Origin of the sequence: Enterobacter cloacae complex sp. IR5422 (assembly GCF_049238165.1) — a bacterium.
GTDB classification, from domain to species: Bacteria; Pseudomonadota; Gammaproteobacteria; order Enterobacterales; family Enterobacteriaceae; genus Enterobacter; species Enterobacter roggenkampii.
Map to the genome: position 1 here is coordinate 39,342 of NZ_JBMKHT010000009.1, position 23,194 is coordinate 62,535.

The following is a 23,194-nucleotide window of genomic DNA, read 5'->3' on the forward strand; positions in this document are numbered from 1 at the left end:
GGAATGAAATGTTAGTCGAGGTACTTCATCGCCACCCGCGACGTCAGGCGGGTGATAAGTTCGTAAGCACTCACTTTAGTGATTTCAACAATACGTTCAACGGGTAAACCTTCCCCCCACATCACCACATCGTCGCCGGGTTTATCCTGCGCTTCTGGCCCCAGATCGACGCAAATCATGTCCATCGCCACGCGGCCAACGATCTTCACCTCGCGACCGTTGACCAGCACCGGCGTACCCGTTGGTGCAGCGCGCGGATAGCCGTCGCCGTAGCCCATCGCCACCACGCCGAGACGCGTGTCGCGCTCGCTGGTCCAGGTGCCACCATAGCCCACCGGTTCACCGGCTTTGTGTTCACGCACGGCAATCAGAGTAGACACCAGAGACATGACTGGCTGGAAACCCATGTCCGGCCCCCAGGGTTTATTCTCCAACGGCGACACGCCGTAAAGAATGATGCCCGGTCTCGCCCAGTCGAAATGCGACTGCGGCCACAGCAGGATCCCGCCGGATGCGGCGATCGAGCGCATCCCCGGCTTGCCTTCGCAGAAGGTATTAAAGATATCCAGCTGTCGCTCGGTCGCACCGCACTCGGGCTCATCGGCACGGGCGAAGTGGCTGACAATATTCACCGGCTGGCGCACGTTTTTGCACCGGCATAAACGCTGATAAAACGCTTCGGCGCTTTCCGGACGTACGCCCAGACGGTGCATGCCCGTATCAAGCTTCATCCACACGGTCACCGGCTCGCTCAGCTCAGCGGTTTCCAGTGCGGCCAGCTGTTCTTCGTTGTGTACCGCCGTGTGCAGATGCTGATCCGCGATAGTTGGCAGATCGGCGGCTTCGAAAAAGCCTTCGAGGAGCAGAATCGGCTGGGTAATCCCCCCCGCGCGCAGGCGAAGGGCTTCTTCAAGACGGGCGACGCCAAAGGCGTCGGCATCGGGGAGCGTTCGCGCGGTCTCAAGAAGACCGTGTCCGTAAGCGTTCGCTTTCACGACTGCAACGAGCTTGCTGGCGGGTGCCAGTTCACGCAGACGTTGCAGGTTGTGTCGCAGAGCGCGGCGGTTAATGACAACAGTTGCCGCTTGCATTTGAATTCCTTAGAAATTACTCATCATCATATTGAGGACCGGCATAGTTGTCGAAACGCGACCACTGGCCGTTAAAGGTCAGACGCACCGTCCCGATCGGGCCGTTACGTTGTTTACCAATAATAATTTCGGCGATCCCTTTCAGGTCGCTGTTCTCGTGATAAACCTCATCACGGTAGATAAACATGATTAAGTCGGCATCCTGCTCGATCGAGCCGGATTCACGCAGGTCGGAGTTGACCGGACGTTTGTCGGCACGTTGTTCCAGAGAGCGGTTAAGCTGCGACAGCGCCACCACCGGCACGTGCAGCTCTTTGGCTAACGCCTTGAGCGAGCGGGAAATTTCGGCGATCTCCAGCGTACGGTTGTCGGAGAGCGACGGGACGCGCATCAGCTGAAGGTAGTCGATCATGATAAGGCCGATACCGCCGTGTTCGCGGGCGATACGACGCGCGCGGGAACGGACTTCCGTCGGCGTCAGGCCGGAGGAGTCATCAATATAGATGTTACGTTTTTCCAGCAGAATGCCCATGGTGCCGGAGATGCGCGCCCAGTCCTCATCGTCGAGCTGACCGGTACGGATGCGGGTCTGGTCCACGCGCGACAGCGATGCCAGAGAACGCATCATGATCTGCTCGGAGGGCATCTCAAGGCTGAAAATCAGTACCGGCTTATCCTGCAACATCGCCGCATTTTCGACGAGGTTCATCGCAAATGTCGTTTTACCCATCGACGGACGCGCGGCGACGATAATCAAATCCGACGGCTGCAGACCGGCGGTTTTTTTGTTGAGATCGTCATAACCGGTGTTCACCCCGGTCACACCGTCGTGCGGCTGCTGGAACAGCTGTTCGATACGGGCAACGGTGGCGTCGAGGACGTCGGCGATATTTTTGGGGCCTTCGTCTTTGTTGGCGCGGCTTTCGGCGATTTTGAAGACGCGGGACTCGGCAAGGTCGAGCAGATCTTCACTGGTGCGACCCTGCGGATCAAAACCCGCTTCGGCGATCTCATTCGCCACCGAGATCATCTCTCGGACAACGGCGCGTTCACGCACGATGTCAGCATAAGCGCTGATGTTCGCCGCACTTGGCGTGTTTTTTGACAGTTCTGCCAGATAGGCAAACCCGCCGACGCTGTCCAGCTGTCCCTGACGCTCCAGCGATTCCGCGAGCGTGATCAGGTCAATCGGGCTACCCGACTCCTGCAGGCGCGCCATTTCGGTAAAGATATGACGGTGCGGACGGGTGTAGAAATCCTCGGACACCACGCGCTCGGCGACGTCGTCCCAGCGCTCGTTATCCAGCATTAAACCGCCCAACACCGACTGTTCCGCTTCAATCGAGTGCGGCGGGACTTTTAACCCTGCGACCTGGAAATCACGCTCGCGAGGTTCAGTCTGTTTGTTGAAGGGTTTGTTTCCTGCCATAGTGAATGGAGTTACCGAGATAAAGAGTGGGTCGAAAGATTACCACATTCTGGAGGAAGCATGGCAACACGTATTGAATTTCACAAGCATGGTGGCCCTGACGTACTCAACGCGGTGGAGTTCACCCCCACCGCGCCTGGCGAAAACGAAGTGCAGGTTGAAAACAAAGCCATCGGCATAAACTACATCGACACCTATATTCGCGGCGGGCTCTACCCGCCTCCGTCGATGCCGAGCGGACTGGGTACCGAGGCGGCCGGCGTCGTCGTCAAAGTGGGCAGCGCGGTTAAGCATATTAAAGAAGGCGACCGCGTGGTGTACGCGCAATCTCCGCTGGGCGCTTACAGCTCCGTCCACAACGTCCCGGCGGATAAAGCCGCCCTGCTGCCCAACGCCATCTCCTTTGAGCAGGCGGCGGCCTCCTTTCTGAAAGGGTTAACCGTTTACTACCTGCTGCGCAAAACCTATGAAATTAAACCCGACGAGCAGTTCCTGTTTCATGCCGCGGCGGGTGGCGTCGGGCTCATCGCCTGTCAGTGGGCAAAAGCGCTGGGCGCAAAACTGATCGGCACCGTGGGCAATGCCCAAAAAGCCCAGCGCGCGCTGCAGGCGGGCGCCTGGCAGGTGATTAACTACCGTGAAGAGAGCATTGTCGAACGGCTGAAGGAGATCACCAGCGGCAAAAAGGTGCGCGTGGTGTATGACTCGGTAGGGAAAGATACCTGGGAAGCGTCGCTGGACTGCCTGCAGCGTCGTGGGCTGATGGTGAGCTTCGGGAATGCGTCAGGTGCTGTCACCGGCGTGAATCTCGGCATCCTGAACCAGAAAGGCTCGCTGTACGTCACGCGCCCTTCCCTGCAGGGCTACATCACCAACCGGGAAGAACTTGAGGAAGCCAGCAACGAGCTGTTCTCGCTGATCGCCAGCGGCGTCATTAAGGTGGATGTGGCAGAAGCGCAGAAATACCCGCTAGCCGATGCGCAGCGTGCGCATGAGGTGCTGGAGAGCCGGGCAACGCAGGGGTCGAGTTTATTGATTCCCTGAGCCCCAAAAAGAAATTGGGCTTCCCGTGGGAAGCCCTTTCTTTTTTTAGTTCGGCTGTATGTAGGGTACAGCGCGATGAATTCTTTAACGGCAGTCATAGTGACAGATTCGATAAGTAAATCCTATTCTGTTCTAAGCCAGGCTGCCGGAAAAGTTACAACTCTGTGACGAACCCCTCAATACCTTAGTAACGAAAGCGGTTATTGCGCTGATAACTGGGCACTTTTGGCGATTTAATCGCCCGTATCACCCACACCACCGCCACGGCCAGCAGTAACCACGGCAGCAGTTTGATCGTCAGGGCAAACAATCCGCCAATAAACATGACGACCGTCGCCACCACGATAGCCGCCAGAATGCCGAGCAGCGAAATGCCCGTTGCTAACAGCATGACAAAAAAGCCAATCACAAAAAGTAGTTCCAGCATGGTGCTCTCCCACGAGTTCCCGAATGATGCTGCAAACATTACAAGAATCATGCCAGACATAACATGTTGTTCTTAAAGCAAAACGCCCCGCGAGAATTCGCAGGGCGTGGTGAATTTGACGAACTTTTAGCGAAAGTTATCGCTTGTCCGCCACCAGGCGCAACGCATGTTCCAGCACCTCAATATCGGCCCCGGCTTTATGCGCGTTTTCGCTCAGGTAGCGACGCCACTGACGCGCGCCCGGAATGCCCTGGAACAGCCCAAGCATATGGCGAGTGATATGGCCGAGATACGTACCGTTGCTCAGCTCGCGCTCAATGTAAGGATACATCGCACGCACGACGCCAACCGGATCGGTGTCTGCACCTTCGATGCCAAAGATTTCGCGATCGACCGTCGCCAGAATGCCCGGGTTCTGATACGCCTCGCGCCCGACCATCACCCCATCCATATGTTCGAGATGCGCTTTGGCCTCTTCCAGCGACTTGATGCCGCCGTTAATGGACATCGTCAGGTGCGGGAAGTCACGCTTCAGCTGATACACGCGCGGGTAGTCCAGCGGCGGGATTTCACGGTTCTCTTTCGGGCTCAGGCCGGAGAGCCAGGCTTTTCGCGCATGGATGATGAACATCTCGCATTCGCCCTTGCCGGAGACCGTATTGATGAAATCGCACAGGAATTCGTAGCTGTCCTGGTCGTCAATCCCGATACGGGTTTTGACCGTCACCGGAATGGAAACGACATCGCGCATCGCCTTGATACAGTCCGCCACCAGCTGCGCGTTCCCCATCAGGCAGGCGCCGAACATGCCGTTTTGCACGCGATCGGACGGGCAGCCAACGTTGAGGTTGATCTCGTCGTAGCCGCGCGCTTCAGCCAGCTTCGCGCACTGCGCCAGCGCGGCCGGATCGCTGCCGCCCAGCTGCAGGGCAACCGGATGCTCTTCTTCGCTATAGGCCAGATAGTCGCCCTTGCCGTGAATGATTGCGCCTGTGGTCACCATTTCGGTGTACAGCAGCGTATGGCGGGAGAGCTGGCGCAGGAAATAGCGGCAGTGTCTGTCCGTCCAGTCGAGCATTGGCGCAATGGAAAAACGGTGTGCAGGGAAAGCGGTCTGTAATTCTGACGACATGGCGAAGTTTTAAGCATCTGGTGGAAAAGGGGCGCTACTATAGCACAAAGAAAAGCCGGAGGCGCAGCGCCTCCGGTGGACTTTAGAACGTCATGCTCAGCTGAGCCCCTGCGCCCCAGGTTTCGTCTTCACCGTACAGGCCCATCAGGTCAACATGCACGGTGCTAAACGGCGCGAAACCGACACCGCCGGTAAAGACATTGCTGTCGTTACCCTTCACGTCGGCACGATAACCCGCACGCACCGCCAGCCAGCTCAGCGGCGTCACCTCGGCACCGACACCCACGTACTGCGACGTATCTTCGCTCTTGAAGCCTTTGGTTTCGGTCAGATCGCCATCGGCGGTCAGCGTCACCAGGTCATTGTGCCAGGCAGCACCGGCGGTCACCAGCGGACGGATCTGATAGGTGTCTTTATAGCTCACCACTTCTCCCGTACGGCCGTTGCGAATACGGATGTCTTTGGTGTCGATATCACGCGACATCAGGTTTTGTCCGCTCACGCCCACGGTCCAGTGTTCGCCGAAATCGGCCGCAATACCGGCATCCACGTTGAAGCCCGTATCGTCAGTGCGGTAGCGGCTGTCGTTCCACTTGTTACTGTCGTAATCGTAGATTGACGTGGTGTAGTTATAGACCCAGGTTTTTTGCAGTTTTGGCGTAACCCCCACGGAAACCGGGACGCCACCCAGATCGAACTGACGGGCAACAGCAACACCGTAATCGGAGACTATCGCCGCCCGGCCGGATGCCGTTGAGTTGAGGTTTTTGGTGATCTGATCCGTACCATTCAGCGCAGCGTCCAGCGCGACACCGGCAGCCACGACATTGCTTCGTTGAATACGGCGAAGGTAATCAATATCTTGCTGATCGATAGACGAGCTCACCCGGCCATGGGCATAGCCTTTCGCCATGAAGGCTACCGAAAGGACATCGTTAGGGATACTCACCGCAAGCCCTGCCCCTGCCGTTGCGCGTGCGGTTTTGCCTTTGAGATAGTCCAGCTCATCGGCCAGATCTTTGGCCGCGCCCTGGAATTGATTAATGGAACCTAATGGATTGGTGATAATTTCTCGTGGCGTGAGATTATCAACCACATCCTTGTAGTGATTAATTTTGTCGTTGATGTTATCAATCTCGTCCTGAAGATTGTCTTCATCCGTGATTTGCGCGCCAACCGAAGGCAATATGACCGTCACATCATCGTCCGGTTTTGCCTTTGCCAGCAGCGCGGGGTTGATTAACGCCCCACTACCATAGCTTCCCGAAGCCACGCCGGTGCCACCCATTGCGTCGCTGCGTGATTCTGTCCAGGTATTGGCTGCTCCCGCCTGATTTGCCATAAACAAGGAGACAGCAATGCTAACCACCGAAAATTTAAAATTTTTTTTCACAGTATGCCCGTTATAGTCTGTTATGAAATAACCCCTGTCTGTTATCACCCAAACAGGAACGAACTATTGCTGTGAATAAGTAGTAAAAGACCCGCTATTTCTTTCCCTAAGTAAAACTCCCTTACGGCCTGTTATATTTTGTGACGGCCCTCAATATTTATAGAAGAGGAAATTATTTTTTCCCAGGTTTTCCATCATGCGGCCCAAAAAACTGCGGGGGATGATCTACCCAGCGATCTTCCCGCGTGGCGGCATACACGGGGTTGAGCGGGTAGTAGATGCGGTTGTGCTTCTTATTGGCCTCGCCAACGACCAGGAGCCGAACCTCATCGTCCGTGTTGTTGATAAAGGTATGACAGATGCCGGTTCCGGCGGGAAAACCTACGCTGTCGCCAGGCTCCAGCTTCCACAAGTAGCCGTTAATCCAGGCTTCAGGGTAGCCTTCGAGTACGTAAACAAACTCTTCTTCGTCGCTCTCCGCATGCGGATAGGACGTTCTGCGCCCAGGCGGCAGGCGCTCATGATGGATGCCAATACGCCCGAGCCCAAGCCTGCGAGCCAGCGGAGCACCAATGGAAAACAGCTCATCGCTGTCGGGGTAGGTCGAGTCATCCGCGCCTTCCACGTCGCGCCAGTGTCGAATGCAGTCAGGTCTTTTCATTCTGGTTCTCCCGGTTTTCGATGGGTCAGGTATAGCACAGACTGGCGGATCTCGGTGTTTTTAGCAGAACATGATAAAGTGAAGGTTTTCCGTCCTATAACATCCGGGGTGCTACATGGATAAGTCCACAAAAGAGCTGTTAGCGCAGGCCGAAAAGCTGTGTGCGCAACGCAATGTGCGCCTGACTCCGCAGCGCCTTGAAGTATTACGTCTGATGAGCCTGCAGCAGGGTGCCATCAGCGCCTACGATCTGCTGGATCTACTCCGCGAAAGCGAGCCGCAGGCAAAGCCGCCGACGGTCTATCGCGCGCTGGATTTCCTGCTTGAACAAGGGTTCGTGCACAAGGTGGAATCCACCAACAGCTATGTGCTATGCCATCTGTTCGATCAGCCCACCCACACATCGGCGATGTTTATCTGTGACCGCTGCGGCGTGGTGAAAGAAGAGGCTGCGGAAGGCGTGGAAGATATTATGCATACGCTGGCAGCGAAAATGGGCTTTGCCCTGCGTCATAACGTGATTGAAGCGCACGGGCTCTGTTCCGCGTGCGTGGAGGTGGAAGCCTGTCGCCATCAGGACGCGTGTCAGCACGACCACTCTATCCTGGTTAAGAAAAAGCCGCGTTAGCGGCAAAAGAAAAGGCGGCTCATGGCCGCCCTCAGGGTGTACTTCCTTATACTTTCGGGTGTAGCCCGGTTACCAGCGGTAGTCGTTGCGTTTTTCCCAGTCGCCCACTTCTTTTTCCGCCTGGTCTTTTGCGTAGCCGTAACGCTCCTGGATTTTACCGACAAGCTGATCGCGTTTACCTTCGATGACGGTCATGTCGTCATCCGTCAGCTTACCCCACTGTTCTTTCGCTTTACCTTTGAACTGCTTCCAGTTGCCGCCGATTTCGTCTTTATTCATCATCGTGTCCTCTTCGTTAAGCGTCGGGTCGTAACGTCCGTTACGTTCTTTTCTGCTGGACGTGATAATTATTGTAGTTAAGGATTCCGTGGTTAATTTCATATTCGGAATCTTTAACCGTCACGATATATCGGAGCGCGAGGGAAACCAGGTATTGTTTTGCCAGTGTCGGTGCCAGATAAACGCCAGCGATAATCCGCGCAACGAGAGGAAGACGGCCAGGGCCAGCCATAAACCATGATTCCCCAGCCAGGGGAGCGTCAGGAGCGTCAGGCCAAATCCGGCCGCCGCGACAGCCATACTGTTGCGCATTTCGGCTCCGCGCGTCGCCCCAATAAACATGCCGTCCAGCAGATAACACCAGACGCCAACCACCGGTAAGACGACTTGCCAGATGAGATAGTGGCTCGCCAGCTCGCGCAGCGCAGGGAGAGAGGTAAGCAATGCAACGATTTGCTCACCGAAGCAGGCGTAAACCAGACCAAAGGCCAGCGCCACCAGCCCCGACTGACGGCAGGCAGCCCGCCACACCTCCCGAAGCTGCCCGCTTTCGCGCGCGCCGTACGCCTGCCCGGAATGCGCTTCAACCGCGTAGGCAAATCCGTCCAGCGCATAGGCGGTAAAGGTCAGAAGCGTCATCAATACCGCATTCACCGCAACGATTTCCGGCCCCAGTCGAGCCCCGAAAACCGTCAGCGCACCAAAGCAGAGCTGAAGAAGAAGCGAGCGCAACATGATGTCACGGTTGAGCGCCAGCAGCTTACGGATATTGCCGCGCCATGCGGTTTTGAGCAGCGCCAGGGAGATCCCGCGCATGGCCAGCACACGCCGGACCATCCACAAGCCAATGATAAAGGTCCCGTATTCGGCAATCGCCGTCGCCAGCGCCGCGCCCTGCACGTTCATATGCAGACCCATGACCAGCCAGACGTCCAGAACAATGTTGAGCAGATTACCCACCACCAGCAAAATCACGGGCGCGCGGGCGTACTGCACGCCCAGTAGCCACCCCAGCAGAACCAGGTTTGCCAGCGAGGCGGGTGCGCTGAGCCAGCGGATTTCCAGGAACCGTCGCGCCTGCGCCAGTACCGCTTCGCTGCCACCGACGATATGAAGCGCAAGATCGATCAGGGGGGCCCGCAATACAACGATTAACGCACCCGCGCCAAGCGCGAGGATCAGCGGCTGCACCAGTGCGCGCGCCAGACGCAGCGGATCTTTCGCGCCATAAGCCTGTGCGGTAAGACCGGTGGTACTCATGCGCAAAAAGAGCAGCAGCATAAACAGGAAGCTGGTTGCCGTCGCGCCAATCGCCACGCCGCCAAGATAAACCGGTGAATCAAGATGGCCTATAACGGCAGTATCAACCAGCCCCAGCAAGGGCACGGTAATATTGGAGAAAATCATCGGCAGAGCAAGACGCCACAATGCCTTATCGGATGCCGTCAGCAGTGACATGAAAGATACCGGGAGTGGGGAATGAATCAGGCTACAGCGGTGCCATAGCCTGTCAGGAAGAGATTACAGCCATTCACCGTTGCGAATCACGCCTACCGCCAGACCTTCAATAGAGAAGCTCTGTTCGCGGAGGTCGACCACAATCGGGGTGAACTCGCTGTTTTCGGGCAGCAACTGAACAGTGTTACCCTGCTTTTTCAGACGCTTAACGGTCACTTCGTCATCAATGCGTGCGACCACGACCTGGCCGTTTCGCACGTCCTGAGTTTTATGCACCGCAAGCAGATCGCCATCAAGAATGCCGATGTCTTTCATCGACATGCCGCTGACGCGCAGCAGGAAATCAGCGCTCGGTTTGAACATGCCGGGATCGACCTGGTAGTGACCTTCAATATGCTGTTGTGCCAGCAGCGGCTCACCTGCAGCAACACGACCTATCAGCGGAATGCCCGTCTCTTCTTCCACCAGCAGGCGGATACCACGCGACGCGCCTGACACAATCTCAATCACACCCTTACGCGCCAGCGCTTTCAGGTGTTCCTCGGCAGCATTCGGAGAACGGAAGCCCAGACGCTGCGCGATTTCCGCACGCGTGGGTGGCATACCCGTCTGGCCGATATGATCCCGAATGAGATCAAACACCTCTTGCTGCCTGGTCGTTAACGCTTTCATTCCGCCCCCTGGGTGTATATACAGTTATGCTGTGAGTATATACAGTCAAAGGCGATTTTGGAACCAAAAACTGCACAAAAAACCAGGGACTTAATTATTCCTCGAGGCTCATCGGAAATGTGACCAAAGCAGGGTGACCCAGGTGATAACGGCAGTGATAATCGCCAGCAACACGGCAGCAGAGCCCATGTCTTTTGCACGGCCAGAAAGCTCATGGAAATCGGAACCAATGCGATCAACAACGGCCTCAATAGCGCTATTAAGAATTTCCACTATCATCACCAGAAGTACGGAACCGATAAGCAGTACGCGGGTAATCGCATCAACATCAAGGAAACAGGCGACGATCACCGCGACGATTGCGGCAACGCCCTCCTGGCGAAAAGCGGCTTCGTTGACCCATGCGGCACGGAACCCTTTCCATGAATAGCCGGCGGCTTTGATGATACGCGTTAACCCAGTGGTATTATTGGCCATTAAAAGAACCTTTTTTAAAAAAGAGCGTCATTAACATGAGGCGGAGCGCGTTTCGCTACAGCCTGAAGTATGACGGGTAACAACAGAAATTTTGCGCGCTTTCTGTTATCCTTGCGCCGCAATTGCATTATTAACCAGAGGCTTTACATCGTTTATGTCCGGCTGGCCACGAATTTACTACAAATTACTTAATTTACCATTAAGCATCCTGGTAAAAAGCAAGTCTATCCCAGCAGAACCCGCGCTGGAACTGGGGCTCGATACGTCGCGCCCTATTATGTACGTTTTGCCTTATAACTCGAAGGCAGACTTACTGACGCTTCGCGCCCAGTGTCTGGCGCATGACTTACCTGACCCGCTTGAACCGCTGGAAGTTGACGGTACGCTGCTGCCGCGCTACGTCTTCATCCACGGCGGGCCGCGCGTGTTTACCTATTACACGCCGAAAGAAGAGTCCATCAAGCTGTTCCATGACTATCTCGACCTGCACCGCAGCAACCCCGATCTGGATGTGCAGATGGTGCCGGTATCGGTGATGTTTGGTCGTCGTCCGGGTCGTGAAAAAGGCGAAGAGAATCCGCCGCTGCGCATGCTTAACGGCATCCAGAAGTTCTTCGCGGTCTCCTGGCTGGGACGCGACAGCTTTGTGCGCTTCTCCCCTTCCGTTTCGCTGCGTCGCATGGCGGATGAGCACGGCACCGACAAGATCATCGCGCAAAAACTGGCGCGCGTGGCGCGTATGCACTTCGCCCGTCAGCGCCTGGCGGCCGTAGGGCCACGCCTTCCGGCGCGTCAGGACCTGTTCAACAAGCTGCTGGCCTCCAAAGCGATCGCCCGCGCCGTTGAAGACGAAGCGCGAAGCAAGAAAATTTCGCATGAGAAAGCTCAGCAGAACGCCATTGCGCTGATGGAAGAGATCGCAGCGAACTTCTCTTACGAGATGATTCGCCTGTCCGATCGTATTCTCGGCTTTACCTGGAACCGCCTGTATCAGGGCATCAACGTCCATAACGCTGAGCGTGTACGTCAGCTGGCGCACGATGGCCATGAGATTGTCTATGTCCCCTGCCACCGCAGCCACATGGACTACCTGCTCCTTTCCTACGTGCTCTATCACCAGGGGCTGGTGCCACCGCACATCGCAGCCGGTATCAACCTGAACTTCTGGCCCGCGGGCCCGATTTTCCGTCGCCTGGGCGCGTTCTTTATTCGTCGTACCTTCAAGGGCAACAAGCTCTACTCCACCGTGTTCCGCGAGTATCTTGGCGAGCTGTTCAGCCGCGGCTATTCCGTGGAATACTTCGTGGAGGGCGGTCGTTCCCGTACCGGTCGTCTGCTCGATCCGAAGACCGGCACGCTGTCGATGACCATCCAGGCCATGTTGCGCGGAGGCACCCGTCCGATCACGCTGGTGCCTATCTACATCGGCTACGAGCACGTGATGGAAGTGGGCACGTACGCGAAAGAGCTGCGCGGTGCGACCAAAGAGAAAGAGAGCCTGCCGCAGATGCTGCGCGGCTTGAGCAAGCTGCGCAATCTCGGTCAGGGCTACGTGAACTTCGGCGAGCCGATGCCGCTGATGACCTACCTGAACCATCATGTGCCGGAATGGCGCGAGTCCATCGATCCTATCGAAGCGGTGCGTCCTGCCTGGCTGACGCCAACGGTTAACGGCATCGCGTCCGAGCTGATGGTGCGCATTAACAACGCCGGTGCGGCTAACGCCATGAACCTCTGCTGTACGGCACTTCTGGCTTCACGTCAGCGTTCCCTGACCCGTGAACAGCTTACGGAGCAGCTGGATTGCTATCTGGACATGATGCGTAACGTGCCGTATTCGGTTGACTCGACCGTGCCTTCTGCAACCGCCAGTGAACTTATCGATCACGCGTTGCAGATGAACAAGTTTGAAGTGGAGAAGGACACGATCGGCGACATCATCATTCTGCCGCGCGAGCAGGCCGTTCTGATGACCTACTACCGCAACAACATCACGCATATGCTGATGCTGCCGTCGCTCATGGCCGCCATTATTACCCAGCATCGTCATATCTCCCGTCAGGAGCTATTGCGCCATCTTGAGACCATCTATCCAATGCTGAAAGCGGAGCTGTTCCTGCGCTGGAGTAAGGATGAGCTGGCGACAGAACTGGATAAGATGACGGAAGAGATGCGTCGCCAGGGGCTGATTACCCTGAACAACGACGAGCTGCACATCAATCCGTCACGCTCCCGCACCCTGCAGCTGCTGGCGGCCGGTGCGCGCGAAACGCTGCAGCGCTACGCCATCACGTTCTGGCTGCTGAGCGCGAACCCGTCCATCAACCGCGGTACGCTGGAGAAAGAGAGCCGGACGCTGGCCCAGCGCCTGTCCGTTCTGCACGGTATTAACGCCCCTGAATTCTTCGACAAAGCGGTCTTCAGTTCTCTGGTGCTGACGCTGCGCGATGAAGGCTTCATCAGCGATACGGGTGATGCCGAGCCGGAAGAGACGTTGAAGGTGTACCAGATGCTGGCAGAACTGATTACCTCGGACGTGCGCTTAACGATTGAGAGCGCCACGCAGGGCGAGTAACACAATGCCGGGTTATGGCCCGGCCTGACGCCCTGGATAATAAAAAGGCCCGGTAAGCGCTGACGCTACCGGGCCTTTTTTTGCCTTGTTAAATCATTGCATTTAGCTGAGCAGCGTAAAGGCAATCATCCCGACAATTGCACCCGTCGTGCCGAGGATAGTTTCCATCAGCGTCCAGGTTTTCAGGGTTTGCGCTTCGGTGGCGCCGGTAAACTTACCGAACAGCCAGAAGCCGGCGTCGTTAACGTGAGAGACCACAATCGAACCACCCGCGATACAAATAGAAAGCGCGGCCATCTGGGCACCGGAGTAGTTCAGCTGTTCAATCACCGGCATCACCAGACCCACGGCGGTTAAACACGCCACGGTGGCGGAACCCTGGATGATACGCACCGCCGCAGCCAGCACAAAGCAGGTGACCGCAATCGGCAAGCCCATCCCGGTCAGCGCTTCGCCCAGAGCCGGGCCCACGCCGGAATCCACCAGCACCTGCTTGAACACGCCGCCTGCACCGATCACCAGCAGGATAATCCCCGCAGGCTGCAGCGCCGCACCGCAGATCTCCATCACCCGGTCTTTTGGCATCCCCTGACGCATCGCCAGGCCGTAAATCGCCACCAGGCACGCCACCAGGATCGCCGTGAACGGATGACCAATGAACTCAAACCATTCGTAGGCGGTAGAACCGACCGGCACAAAGCGCGCGGCGATGGTTTTCAGGCCCACCAGCACCAGCGGCAGCAGGATCAGCGACAGGCTGAAGCCGAAGGATGGCATTTTGCCCTCGCCCAGGTGCGGCTCGGTAATGTCGTCCGGAATGTGCAGCTCAACGTAACGGCTGATGAAGTTGCCCCACAGCGGACCGGCGATAATCATCCCCGGGATTGCCGCGCACAGGCCAATCAGGATCATCCAGCCAAAGTCGGCGTGCATCTGGGAGGCCAGCAGCATCGGGGCAGGCCCCGGCAGCAGAAACGCTGCGGCTGCCGCCACGCCCGCAAACAGCGGAATGACCAGCTTCACGAGGTTAGTACCGGTATGGCGCGCCATGGAGAATGCGACGCTTATCAGCAGCACAACGGCCACTTCGAAGAACAGCGGCAGCGCGCAAATCAGACCGGCCAGACCAATCGCGTAGTGCGCGCGGCTGTGGCCAAAGGATTTCAGCATCTTGACGGCAATCTGGTCGACCGCGCCCGTCTCGTGCAAAATCTTGCCAAACATCGCGCCCAGCGCGACCACAATCGCCAGGAAGCCCAGCGTACCGCCCATCCCTTTTTCCATTGTCGCGGCGATCTTGTCGAGCGGCATACCGGAAAAGAGACCAGCACCAATAGAAACCACCATCAAAGCAACAAAGGCGTGCATGCGCGCCTTCATCACTAAAAACAGCAGCAGCAATACCGAACCCACTGCTGTCAAAACTAGCGTTAATGTACTCAAAACTTACTGCCTTTTATTAATGACCTCGATGGTGCTTGCAACAACACCCTCCAGTGACTGATCGATATCAACCACTAAGACGTCTTTTTCGTCTTCACCCGGCTCCTGCAGCGCTTCAAACTGCGTCACCAGCATCTGGGTTTTGAAGAAGTGACCTTTGCGCGCCTTCAGGCGGCTTTCAATCACCTCGAAATCTCCTTTCAGGTAGATGAAAGAGAGGTTTGGGTTGCCGTCGCGCAGCAGGTCGCGATAGGTTTTTTTCAGCGCGGAGCAGACGATCAGGGAGACTTTGTTAGTGCGCTGCATCGCGAACGCGGCGTCATTCAGCGCCTGCAACCACGGTTTGCGGTCGTCGTCGTTCAGCGGCTCGCCGGAGGCCATTTTCATGATGTTGCTGCGCGGATGGAGGAAGTCGCCATCAAGAAACGCAGCCTGGAGTTGATGCGCCACTTCGCTGGCCACGGCTGATTTCCCGCTACCGGAAACGCCCATCAGGACGTAGACGTGGTGATCGTGATTAGTCGTGCTCAAAGGGTGTCCCTCAGTCAATTGTTACGGGTAACAGTTATCGGTAACATTGTCCTGCCGGGGCAAAAGAGAAGCAATATCCAAACGTGCGCGAAGTGAATAAGTGTGAGCTACTTCAAATTTGTCAGTTCAAATAGATCCACCCGGTGACAAGGTGAAACCTAAATCTAACATTTTCGGCGTAACCGTCTCGCCACGAATGCGCGCCAGCAGGCGTTCTGCGCCAATGCGGCCCATACGTTCACGCGGCGTCAGGACGCTCGCCAGACGCGGCTCCATCACCTGACCGATGTCATGGCCGTGGAAACCGGCGATCGCCATATCATCAGGGATCTTCAGCCCCAGACGCTGGCACTCAAACGCTGCGCCGACCGCAAGGTCATCGTTGGTACAGAAAATACCGTCCAGTTGCGGATACTCGCGTCGCGCCTGACGCATCAGCTCAATACCCGACGTATAGGAAGAGGACTGCTCCACCATCACGCTGTACGGGGTTAAGTTCGCGTCGAGCATCGCCTGCTCGTATCCCTTCTGTTTGATGATAGTACGTTCATCAAGACGCGCACCCAGATAGGCGATATGACGATGCCCGCGGGCGATAATGGCCGCCGTCATCTGGCGCGCCGCTTCGAAGTTATCAAACCCCACGGCGATGTCGAGGCACGGCGACTGGCTGTCCATCAGCTCCACGACCGGGATACCGGCCACTTCAATCATTTTGAGCGTGCGGGCAGTGTGGGTTCGTTCGGTTAAAATCAGGCCGTCAATGTTCCAGGAAAGCATCGATTCAAGACGTTCCTCTTCGAGTTCCGGCTTGTACCCGTAGTGGGCGAGCATGGTCTGGTAACCAAACGCATCGGTGACGCTTTCAATTCCACGTAATACTTCGGCGAAAACCTGGTTGGTCAAAGAAGGAAGCAGAACGCCCACCGCGCGGCTGGTCGCATTCGAGAGAATATCGGGTGCACGGTTGGGGATGTAACCCAGTTCATCAAGGGCAGCGGCAATCTTGCCACGTAACGCCACGGAAACCTGTTCCGGGTTACGTAAAAAACGGCTGACCGTCATTTTGGTCACACCGACGCGATCGGCGACATCCTGAAGTACGGGGCGTTTCTTTTTCATCGTCCTGAGAAATCTTGAAGTGAGAGATTTGCTCAGTTTACCACGGACAAAGCCCATCCTTCCCCTGTCAAAGGGAAGGATGGGGATTTATTTATGTTTTATTACACCGGCGGCAGGTCAAACAGCAGAATTTCGCTTTCGCTGTCGGCATGCACGGAGATCGCCTGCTCATCCCAGATGGCCAGACCATCGGCGGTTGTCGCTTTGGTGCCGTTGATGGACACCTCCCCTTTCACCACCTGGATCCAGACGCGGCGGTTAGCGGCAATCTGATGCACGGACTGTTCATCTTTCGCCAGCGCCCAGCGGTACAGCTCCATATCCTGATGCACTTTCAGGGAACCTTCACGCGCATCCGGGGAGAGCACCAGCTGTTTACCCTGTTTGGCGTCGAAGCGGCGCTGCTCGTAGCGCGGCGTGATGCCGGTCTCTTCTGGAATGATCCAGATTTGATACAGGTGCAGTTTTTCCGTTTTGCTTGGGTTGTACTCAGAGTGACGCACCCCGGTACCCGCGCTCATAATCTGGAACTCGCCCGCCGGAACCTGCTCTTTGTTGCCCATGCTGTCCTGGTGCTCAACCGCGCCTTCTAGCACATAGGTCAGGATTTCCATGTCTTTGTGCGGGTGGGTACCAAAGCCCTGGCCTGCATCAATCACGTCGTCGTTAATCACGCGCAGTGCGGAGAAGCCCATGAAGTTCGGGTCGTAGTAGTCGGCAAACGAGAATGAATGCCATGAGTCCAGCCAGCCATGATTCGCGTGACCACGTTCGTTTGCTTTGCGTAAGTAGATCATTGTTTCACCCTCAGTTCGTTTCGATGGAGTAAGTGTGGACGCAAACGGCCAGGGATCATAGAGGGTGAAAATTGACTCCTCTGTTCAAAAATTGTGAACAAGTGCAGAGGAGCCGTTTTTGCTTATTTCGCGAGGGTTACCGTGGCAGGAGAAGCCTGTTCGAAGGCCCGCTCAAGGATTTCGAGGTTGGTCAAAACGTCAGATTCCTTGACGTAATTCGCCGTGCCGTTTGTGAGGGTCTCAAACAGCGCATCATAGACGCGGCCATAGTCGCCGGTTTCCGGCTTCAGCGTTTCTTTGACCGTCACGCCCTCATCGTTCACATACTCCAGCACGCCCACGGAATCGTCCGCCGCAAAGCCAGGTTCACCGGGCATGATATTGGCCTTCAGGCTGGTCTCCTGCTGGTCGATACCGTATTTGATAAACGAACCTTTTGTGCCGTGAACGATAAATTTCGGGTAGTCGATCTTCACCAGGTGGCTGGTTTTGACGATGGCCTTCAGGTCGCCGTAGAACAGCTGGGCTTCGAAGGTATCGTCCGGGTTGGCTTTATTGCGCAGGCTGCGAATGTCATACGCCACGTGGTCCGGGCGGCCAAACAGGGAGATGATCTGGTCCATGGTATGCACCCCCAGACCATAAAATGAACCATCCTGCGGCAGTCCGGGTTGGGTTTCCGCCACCGGGCGGTAGTAATCGAAGTGGCTTTCGATCTCCACAATGTCGCCGAGCTTGCCGCTTTCAATCGCTTTTTTTGCCGTCAGGAAGCAGCTGTCGAAGCGACGGTTCTGGTACGGCGTGACGGTCAGCCCTTTACTTTTCGCCAGCGCGAACAGCGCTTTCGCTTCGGCGATGGTCGGGGTGAACGGCTTTTCTACCAGCACGTTTTTACCCGCATTGAGCGCGCGTTTCGCATAGTCAAAATGGCTGTCGGCGTGGGTGCAGACAATCACCAGCGTGACCTGCGGATCGTTAAGCACCTCATCGAGATCGCTGGTGAAATGGATGTGGGAGTACTGCGGAGACTGCTCCTCCGGCTTCGCGCGGCGGCGGTAGATATGGGCCACATGCCAGCTGTCTTTACGGTGAAGCACATACGGCAGGTGGTAACGCGTGGTGCTTTTACCAAATCCAATAAATGCACAGTGTAGTGTCATGGCTCAGTCCTTTTGGAAGGTTACTGAGTCTAACCATAACAAAAAAAAGCCAGCTAAAAGCTGGCTAAAGTAATACTGGAAGCAATGTGAGCAATGTCGTGCTTTCAGGTTCCCGTAGCGGTCTTCCTGAATGCAGAGCAATAATAATCATTCTCATTCGCACTTGTCCAATACTTTTTGCAAAAAATAGCGGTTGACTCAAATTTTAAAGTCATTGATGTTGGAAGGGCCTTTTAACTGACTGAGGAACAAGGAATGAGTGAGATAGTGATACGCCACATCGAACCCAGCGATGCAGAAGCTTTACGTGACATCATGTCGCATCCTGATGTGTATCACGACACGCTACAGCTCCCTCATCCTTCTATGGAAATGTGGCACGAACGCGTTGCGACAAAACCAGGCCGGCGCCATCTCGTTGCCTGTCTGGACCAGCGCGTTATCGGGCATATGGCGCTGGACGTGATGGAAAACCCGCGTCGCAGCCATGTTGCCACATTCGGCATCAGCGTGGCTGCGGATATGCAGGGACGCGGCGTAGGCCGCAGGCTCATGAGCGAGATGATCAACCTGTGTGACAACTGGTTGCGCATTGAACGTATCGAACTGACGGTCTTTGCCGATAACCCCGCGGCTGTTGCCCTCTATAAAAATTTTGGTTTTGAAATCGAAGGGACCGGCAAGAAATTTGCCCTGCGCAACGGCGAATATGTGGACGCGTATTATATGGCGAGAATGAAGTAGTGATTTGCCGGGTGGCGGCTTCGCCTTACCCGGCCTACGTTCGTGCAGTTGTAGGCCCGGTAAGCGCAGCGCCACCGGGCAACACATCAATACCCCGCCGTCAAATCATCCACCGAACGCGGGTCTGATGCGCCAAACAGCGCTCCGTCCGGCCCCACCATAATGCTCTGGGTGCTGCCCATCGCCTCTTTCACCGCTACCTTCTGCCCACGCTGCTCAAGCAGTTTAATGGTGTCCGGGCTAAAGCCCTTCTCGACGCGCAGCTCGTCCGGCAGCCACTGGTGGTGGAAACGCGGGGCGTTAGTCGCTTCGGCGACGTTCATCCCAAAGTCGATGCTGTTCACCACCATCTGCAATACGGTGGTGATAATCCGGCTGCCGCCCGGGCTACCGGTTACCAGCCAGGTTTTGCCCTCTTTCACCACGATGGTGGGCGACATGGACGACAGCGGACGTTTCTTCGGCCCTACCGCATTCGCATCGCCGCCGACCAGCCCGTAGACGTTCGGCACGCCCGGCTTGGCAGAGAAGTCATCCATCTCGTTGTTCAGCAGAATGCCGCTATTGCCCGCCACAATCCCGGTTCCGAAGGTGGTGTTGAGCGTATAGGTCACCGCCACCGCGTTACCGTCTTTATCCACCACCGAGAAGTGGGTGGTCTGGTTGCTTTCATACGGTGCCAGCTTGCCGGGACGGATCTCGCTCGACGGCTTGGCCTTGTTGATATCGATCTGATCGGCAATGGATTTGGCGTACGCCTTGTTGGTCAGCGCCTGCCACGGCACCTTCACGAAGTCCGGATCGCCGAGATATTCCGAGCGGTCAGCGTAGGCGCGTTTTTCCGCCTCCGCCATTATCTGCATGGCATCCGCGCTGCCGAAGCCGAACTTGTGCATATCGAAGTTTTCGAGAATGTTGAGGATCTGCACGATGTGAATGCCCCCGGAAGACGGCGGCGGCATGGAGAAGACCTCGTACCCGCGGTAGGTGCCGCTAATCGGCTCGCGCTCCACCGCCTTGTAGTCCGCCAGATCCGCTTTGGTGATGAGCCCGCCGTTCTTCTGCATCTCTTGTGCAATCTGGTCGGCAATCGCCCCTTTGTAGAAGGCGTCCGGGCCGTGCTCCGCAATCAGCTCCAGGCTTTTGGCAAGGTTCTTCTGCACCAGCTTATCGCCCTTCTTCAGCGGTTCACCGTCTTTCCAGAAGATCGCCTTACTGTTTTCGTGATTGGGGATGACTTCGCTGCCGTAGGTTTTGAGGTCGTCTGCCAGGGCGTCATTCACCACAAAGCCCTCCCGCGCCAGCTTGATAGCAGGCTGAACCACCTTGTTCAGCGGCATCGTGCCGTATTTTTCCAGCGCCAGCGAGAAGCCCGCAACGGTGCCCGGCGTGCCGGAGGCCAGGTGCGAGGTCAGGGATTTTTTACTGTCCGGGTTGCCCTGGTCATCGAGGAACATGTCCCGTGACGCCTGAGAAGGCGCCATTTCACGGAAGTCGATGGCGGTGGTTTTCCCGTCTTTGGTGCGCAGCATCATAAAGCCGCCGCCGCCCAGGTTCCCCGCCTGCGGGTGCGTCACCGCCAGCGCATAGCCGACGGCGACCGCCGCATCCACCGCGTTACCGCCCTGCCTGAGAATATCGACGCCCACGCGGGTCGCCAGCGCATCCACCGACGCCACCATGCCGTGGGTTGCCCGCACGGGATGAAAGACATCTTCCTCCACGCCGTAAGAGACCGGAGGCGCCGCGGGCGGGTTGGCCGCCACGCTAAATGTACCGCCTGCCATCAGCGCGGCGAGGGCGACCCAGCGCAAAAACGTTGGTTTCATCATTATTGTTCTCCAGGTGAAGGGATCCATATTCCCCGCTTAAGCCTGGTTCACAACTCCTAAAAAATCATCGTCATGGTGAAATCAGGGTAAACTTAAGAGAGACCTCAAAAGGAGGAAATGACAATGAAACGCTTATTGATTCTTACGGCGCTGATCCCCTTTGCCGCGCTCGCACAGCCACTCAACACCATGAATAACCCTAACCAGCCGGGTTATGTCATCCCGAGCCAGCAGCGTATGCAGACCGAGATGATGAGCCAGCAACAGCAGCAAAAAGGGATGCTGAATCAGCAGCTGAGAACGCAGACCCAGATGCAGCAGCAAAGCCTGCAAAATCAGATGAATGCCAACACCCAGCGCGTGCAGCAGGGGCAGGTGCGCGAGCAGCCGCTGCCGAACAGAAACGGCGGAATGTTAGGTGGAATGACTTCGTCAGGCAGCGGACAGCAGCATATGCTGCCGCCGCAGTCGAATGGCAGTATGCTTAATCCGCAGAACTAAAGTGCGGGCCAATCAGGTCAATCGCATCGGTACAGATGCTGTCCACGCCCCAGCGCAGCAGTTCGGCTGCACGCTGGGGTTTATTGACGGTGTAAACCAGAATATGCAGTCCCGCGTCTTTCAGCATCTTCACCCGCGCCTCATCCAGCAGCTTGTGATTAAGATGAATAGAGACACACGCTAAGCGCGTCGTCAGCTCGCGCCAGTCCTCGCGCCACTCGTCCAGCAATAGCCCGCGCGGCAGTTCCGGCGCGGCCGCCTGTGCCGCCTCCAGCGCGTCGATTTCAAATGATGAGAGCAGCGGCGCGGTCATCCCTTCCCACAGCTCGCGCGCGGCAAGGGCGATCACTTTGCCGGTCAGCGGCCCGGTGCCGGTGGTCGGTTTGATTTCGATATTGGCCATCATGCCGTGCTGGCGACAGCGATCGGCCACTTCCGCCAGCAGCGGCAGCGGTTCGCCTTTGAATTCGCCGCTGTACCAGCTTCCGGCGTCGACTTTCAGCAGATCGCGCCACGGCAGCTCGCCCGCCACGCCCCAGCCGTTGCTGGTGCGTTCGAGGTTATCGTCATGCAGCAGGAAAATCTCGCCGTCTTTCGACAGCTTGGCGTCGAACTCGATCATGGTGTGGCCGTAACGCGCGCCAACATCAATCGCCGCCAGGGTGTTCTCCGGCGCCAGCTTACCGCCGCCGCGGTGGGCGACGACGTGGGGATAAGGCCAGTTGCTCATACTCGTTGTCCTGTTTCACCGTCAAAAAGGTGCAGATGATTTTCCGGCAGGTGCAGCCACAGCGTGCTGCCCGCTTTCGGGCGCTCCTGATGCGCCAGACGCACCACCATCTTTTGCTCGCCCCAGCGCCCATGCGCCAGGTTATCTGCACCCAACATCTCCAGCGTGTCCATCACCAGCGGCACGCCGCCTTCCGCCTGAGAGGTTAAACCGATATGTTCCGGGCGGATACCGAGCGTCATCTTACGCCCGGCGTAGCCACGATAGTACCAGTTGATCGGCAATGCCATCCCGCTTTCCAGCTCAAAGTGCGTGCCCGTGCTGCTGATGCGCCCTTCGAGCAGGTTCATCGCCGGGCTGCCGATAAAGCTCGCCACAAAGCGGGTGGCCGGTTTCTCGTAGACTTCTACGGGGGTACCAATCTGCTCGGCAACGCCTTTGTTCATCACCATCACGCGCTGGGCGAGGGTCATGGCCTCAACCTGATCGTGGGTAACGTACAGTGACGTGGTTTTCAGACGACGGTGCAGCTGCTGCAGCTCAAGACGCATCTGCACGCGCAGCTTGGCGTCGAGGTTAGAGAGCGGCTCATCGAACAGGAATACCGCCGGATCGCGCACGATGGCGCGTCCCATCGCCACGCGCTGGCGTTGGCCGCCGGAGAGTTCGCGCGGGCGGCGCTTGAGCAGGCCGTCCAGCTCCAGAATGCGCGCCGCTTCTTTCACGCGCTCCTCGATATGGCCTTTGCCCATGCCGCGGATTTTCAGCCCCCAGGCCATGTTCTCCTCCACGCTCATGTGCGGGTAGAGGGCGTAGTTCTGGAACACCATCGCGATGCCCCTGTCTTTCGGCTCCATCTCGGTGACGCGCTGGCGGTCAATCCAGATATCCCCGGACGTCACGCGCTCCAGCCCCGCCACCATGCGCAGCAGCGTAGATTTGCCGCAGCCGGACGGGCCGACCATCACGATAAACTCCCCGTCCGCCACGTCGAGCGTGAGCGGCTGAATCACCTGGGTTTTGCCGTCCCAGCTTTTGGTTACTGCCTGAAGTTTTAAACCTGCCATC

At 56.9% G+C, this 23,194-nt stretch carries 23 protein-coding genes; 5 read left to right on the forward strand and 18 right to left on the reverse strand.

Annotated features, from left to right (window positions below; genetic code table 11):
- Positions 1 to 11: 11 nt before the first annotated feature.
- The gene (alr, locus tag ACOTXT_RS06695) at positions 12 to 1,091 is read right to left on the reverse strand and encodes an alanine racemase (RefSeq protein ID WP_333165076.1); all 1,080 of its coding nucleotides are present in this window, start codon (positions 1,089 to 1,091) and stop codon (positions 12 to 14) included.
- Positions 1,092 to 1,107: 16 nt separating this feature from the next.
- The gene (dnaB, locus tag ACOTXT_RS06700; RefSeq protein ID WP_008503375.1) at positions 1,108 to 2,520 is read right to left on the reverse strand and encodes a replicative DNA helicase; all 1,413 of its coding nucleotides are present in this window, start codon (positions 2,518 to 2,520) and stop codon (positions 1,108 to 1,110) included.
- Positions 2,521 to 2,580: 60 nt separating this feature from the next.
- Here dnaB and ACOTXT_RS06705 point away from each other — a divergent pair, with 60 nt between their 5' ends.
- Positions 2,581 to 3,564, forward strand: a complete 984-nt coding sequence (locus tag ACOTXT_RS06705) for a quinone oxidoreductase (protein ID WP_008503374.1) — start codon at positions 2,581 to 2,583, stop codon at positions 3,562 to 3,564.
- A 184-nt stretch (positions 3,565 to 3,748) separates the two neighbouring features.
- Here ACOTXT_RS06705 and pspG read toward each other — a convergent pair whose 3' ends face one another.
- From pspG to ACOTXT_RS06725, 4 genes are all read right to left on the reverse strand, one after another.
- Positions 3,749 to 3,991, reverse strand: coding sequence for an envelope stress response protein PspG (pspG, locus tag ACOTXT_RS06710; RefSeq protein WP_008503373.1), 243 nt, complete (start codon positions 3,989 to 3,991; stop codon positions 3,749 to 3,751).
- 136 nt (positions 3,992 to 4,127) lie between these two features.
- A complete protein-coding gene (dusA, locus tag ACOTXT_RS06715) occupies positions 4,128 to 5,123 on the reverse strand; it encodes a tRNA dihydrouridine(20/20a) synthase DusA (RefSeq protein ID WP_023293522.1) in 996 nt (331 codons plus the stop codon).
- A gap of 82 nt (positions 5,124 to 5,205) precedes the next feature.
- Entirely contained in the window at positions 5,206 to 6,516 is a 1,311-nt protein-coding gene (locus tag ACOTXT_RS06720) for a conjugal transfer protein TraF (protein WP_021242754.1), read from the reverse strand.
- A gap of 172 nt (positions 6,517 to 6,688) precedes the next feature.
- On the reverse strand, positions 6,689 to 7,177 hold the full coding sequence (locus tag ACOTXT_RS06725) for a cupin domain-containing protein (RefSeq protein WP_025912207.1): 489 nt from the start codon (positions 7,175 to 7,177) through the stop codon (positions 6,689 to 6,691).
- Positions 7,178 to 7,292: 115 nt separating this feature from the next.
- On the opposite strand from ACOTXT_RS06725, the gene zur reads away from it, so the two are divergent.
- Positions 7,293 to 7,805: a zinc uptake transcriptional repressor Zur gene (zur, locus tag ACOTXT_RS06730; RefSeq protein WP_008503369.1), complete on the forward strand. Its 513-nt coding sequence runs from the start codon at positions 7,293 to 7,295 to the stop codon at positions 7,803 to 7,805.
- 69 nt (positions 7,806 to 7,874) lie between these two features.
- Here the strand turns inward: zur and ACOTXT_RS06735 are convergent, their stop codons facing one another.
- From ACOTXT_RS06735 to ACOTXT_RS06750, 4 genes are all read right to left on the reverse strand, one after another.
- Positions 7,875 to 8,084, reverse strand: a complete 210-nt coding sequence (locus ACOTXT_RS06735; RefSeq protein ID WP_014830284.1) for a CsbD family protein — start codon at positions 8,082 to 8,084, stop codon at positions 7,875 to 7,877.
- A 120-nt stretch (positions 8,085 to 8,204) separates the two neighbouring features.
- Positions 8,205 to 9,542 carry an MATE family efflux transporter DinF gene (gene dinF / locus ACOTXT_RS06740; RefSeq protein ID WP_021242751.1) on the reverse strand — a complete coding sequence of 446 codons (1,338 nt, stop codon included), beginning with the start codon at positions 9,540 to 9,542 and terminating at the stop codon, positions 8,205 to 8,207.
- A gap of 63 nt (positions 9,543 to 9,605) precedes the next feature.
- A complete protein-coding gene (gene lexA, locus ACOTXT_RS06745; RefSeq protein ID WP_008503366.1) occupies positions 9,606 to 10,214 on the reverse strand; it encodes a transcriptional repressor LexA in 609 nt (202 codons plus the stop codon).
- 108 nt (positions 10,215 to 10,322) lie between these two features.
- Positions 10,323 to 10,691, reverse strand: a complete 369-nt coding sequence (locus ACOTXT_RS06750) for a diacylglycerol kinase (RefSeq protein ID WP_045335150.1) — start codon at positions 10,689 to 10,691, stop codon at positions 10,323 to 10,325.
- Between the two features lie 154 nt (positions 10,692 to 10,845).
- Here ACOTXT_RS06750 and plsB point away from each other — a divergent pair, with 154 nt between their 5' ends.
- Positions 10,846 to 13,266: a glycerol-3-phosphate 1-O-acyltransferase PlsB gene (gene plsB, locus ACOTXT_RS06755; RefSeq protein WP_021242749.1), complete on the forward strand. Its 2,421-nt coding sequence runs from the start codon at positions 10,846 to 10,848 to the stop codon at positions 13,264 to 13,266.
- A gap of 102 nt (positions 13,267 to 13,368) precedes the next feature.
- On the opposite strand, the gene gntU is transcribed toward plsB, so the two are convergent.
- From gntU to ACOTXT_RS06780, 5 genes are all read right to left on the reverse strand, one after another.
- Complete coding sequence (gntU, locus tag ACOTXT_RS06760; RefSeq protein WP_014833577.1) at positions 13,369 to 14,709, reverse strand: gluconate transporter; 1,341 nt, start codon at positions 14,707 to 14,709, stop codon at positions 13,369 to 13,371.
- 3 nt (positions 14,710 to 14,712) lie between these two features.
- Positions 14,713 to 15,240 carry a gluconokinase gene (gene gntK / locus ACOTXT_RS06765; protein ID WP_008503362.1) on the reverse strand — a complete coding sequence of 176 codons (528 nt, stop codon included), beginning with the start codon at positions 15,238 to 15,240 and terminating at the stop codon, positions 14,713 to 14,715.
- Positions 15,241 to 15,366: 126 nt separating this feature from the next.
- A complete protein-coding gene (gntR, locus tag ACOTXT_RS06770) occupies positions 15,367 to 16,362 on the reverse strand; it encodes a gluconate operon transcriptional repressor GntR (protein ID WP_021242747.1) in 996 nt (331 codons plus the stop codon).
- A gap of 101 nt (positions 16,363 to 16,463) precedes the next feature.
- Entirely contained in the window at positions 16,464 to 17,159 is a 696-nt protein-coding gene (locus ACOTXT_RS06775) for a pirin family protein (RefSeq protein ID WP_008503360.1), read from the reverse strand.
- A gap of 122 nt (positions 17,160 to 17,281) precedes the next feature.
- Complete coding sequence (locus ACOTXT_RS06780; RefSeq protein ID WP_333165083.1) at positions 17,282 to 18,319, reverse strand: oxidoreductase; 1,038 nt, start codon at positions 18,317 to 18,319, stop codon at positions 17,282 to 17,284.
- 255 nt (positions 18,320 to 18,574) lie between these two features.
- Between ACOTXT_RS06780 and yhhY the strand changes: the two genes are divergently transcribed.
- On the forward strand, positions 18,575 to 19,063 hold the full coding sequence (gene yhhY, locus ACOTXT_RS06785) for an N-acetyltransferase (RefSeq protein WP_021242744.1): 489 nt from the start codon (positions 18,575 to 18,577) through the stop codon (positions 19,061 to 19,063).
- Positions 19,064 to 19,149: 86 nt separating this feature from the next.
- Here yhhY and ggt read toward each other — a convergent pair whose 3' ends face one another.
- A complete protein-coding gene (ggt, locus tag ACOTXT_RS06790) occupies positions 19,150 to 20,895 on the reverse strand; it encodes a gamma-glutamyltransferase (RefSeq protein WP_175430170.1) in 1,746 nt (581 codons plus the stop codon).
- A 123-nt stretch (positions 20,896 to 21,018) separates the two neighbouring features.
- Between ggt and ACOTXT_RS06795 the strand changes: the two genes are divergently transcribed.
- A complete protein-coding gene (locus ACOTXT_RS06795) occupies positions 21,019 to 21,396 on the forward strand; it encodes a DUF2756 family protein (protein WP_008503356.1) in 378 nt (125 codons plus the stop codon).
- Here the strand turns inward: ACOTXT_RS06795 and ugpQ are convergent.
- A complete protein-coding gene (gene ugpQ / locus ACOTXT_RS06800; protein WP_032675774.1) occupies positions 21,380 to 22,126 on the reverse strand; it encodes a glycerophosphodiester phosphodiesterase in 747 nt (248 codons plus the stop codon). The genes ACOTXT_RS06795 and ugpQ overlap by 17 nt on opposite strands.
- Positions 22,123 to 23,193, reverse strand: coding sequence for a sn-glycerol-3-phosphate import ATP-binding protein UgpC (locus ACOTXT_RS06805; protein WP_008503354.1), 1,071 nt, complete (start codon positions 23,191 to 23,193; stop codon positions 22,123 to 22,125). The genes ugpQ and ACOTXT_RS06805 overlap by 4 nt, the downstream gene beginning before the upstream one ends.
- Between the last annotated feature and the right edge of the window lies 1 nt (position 23,194).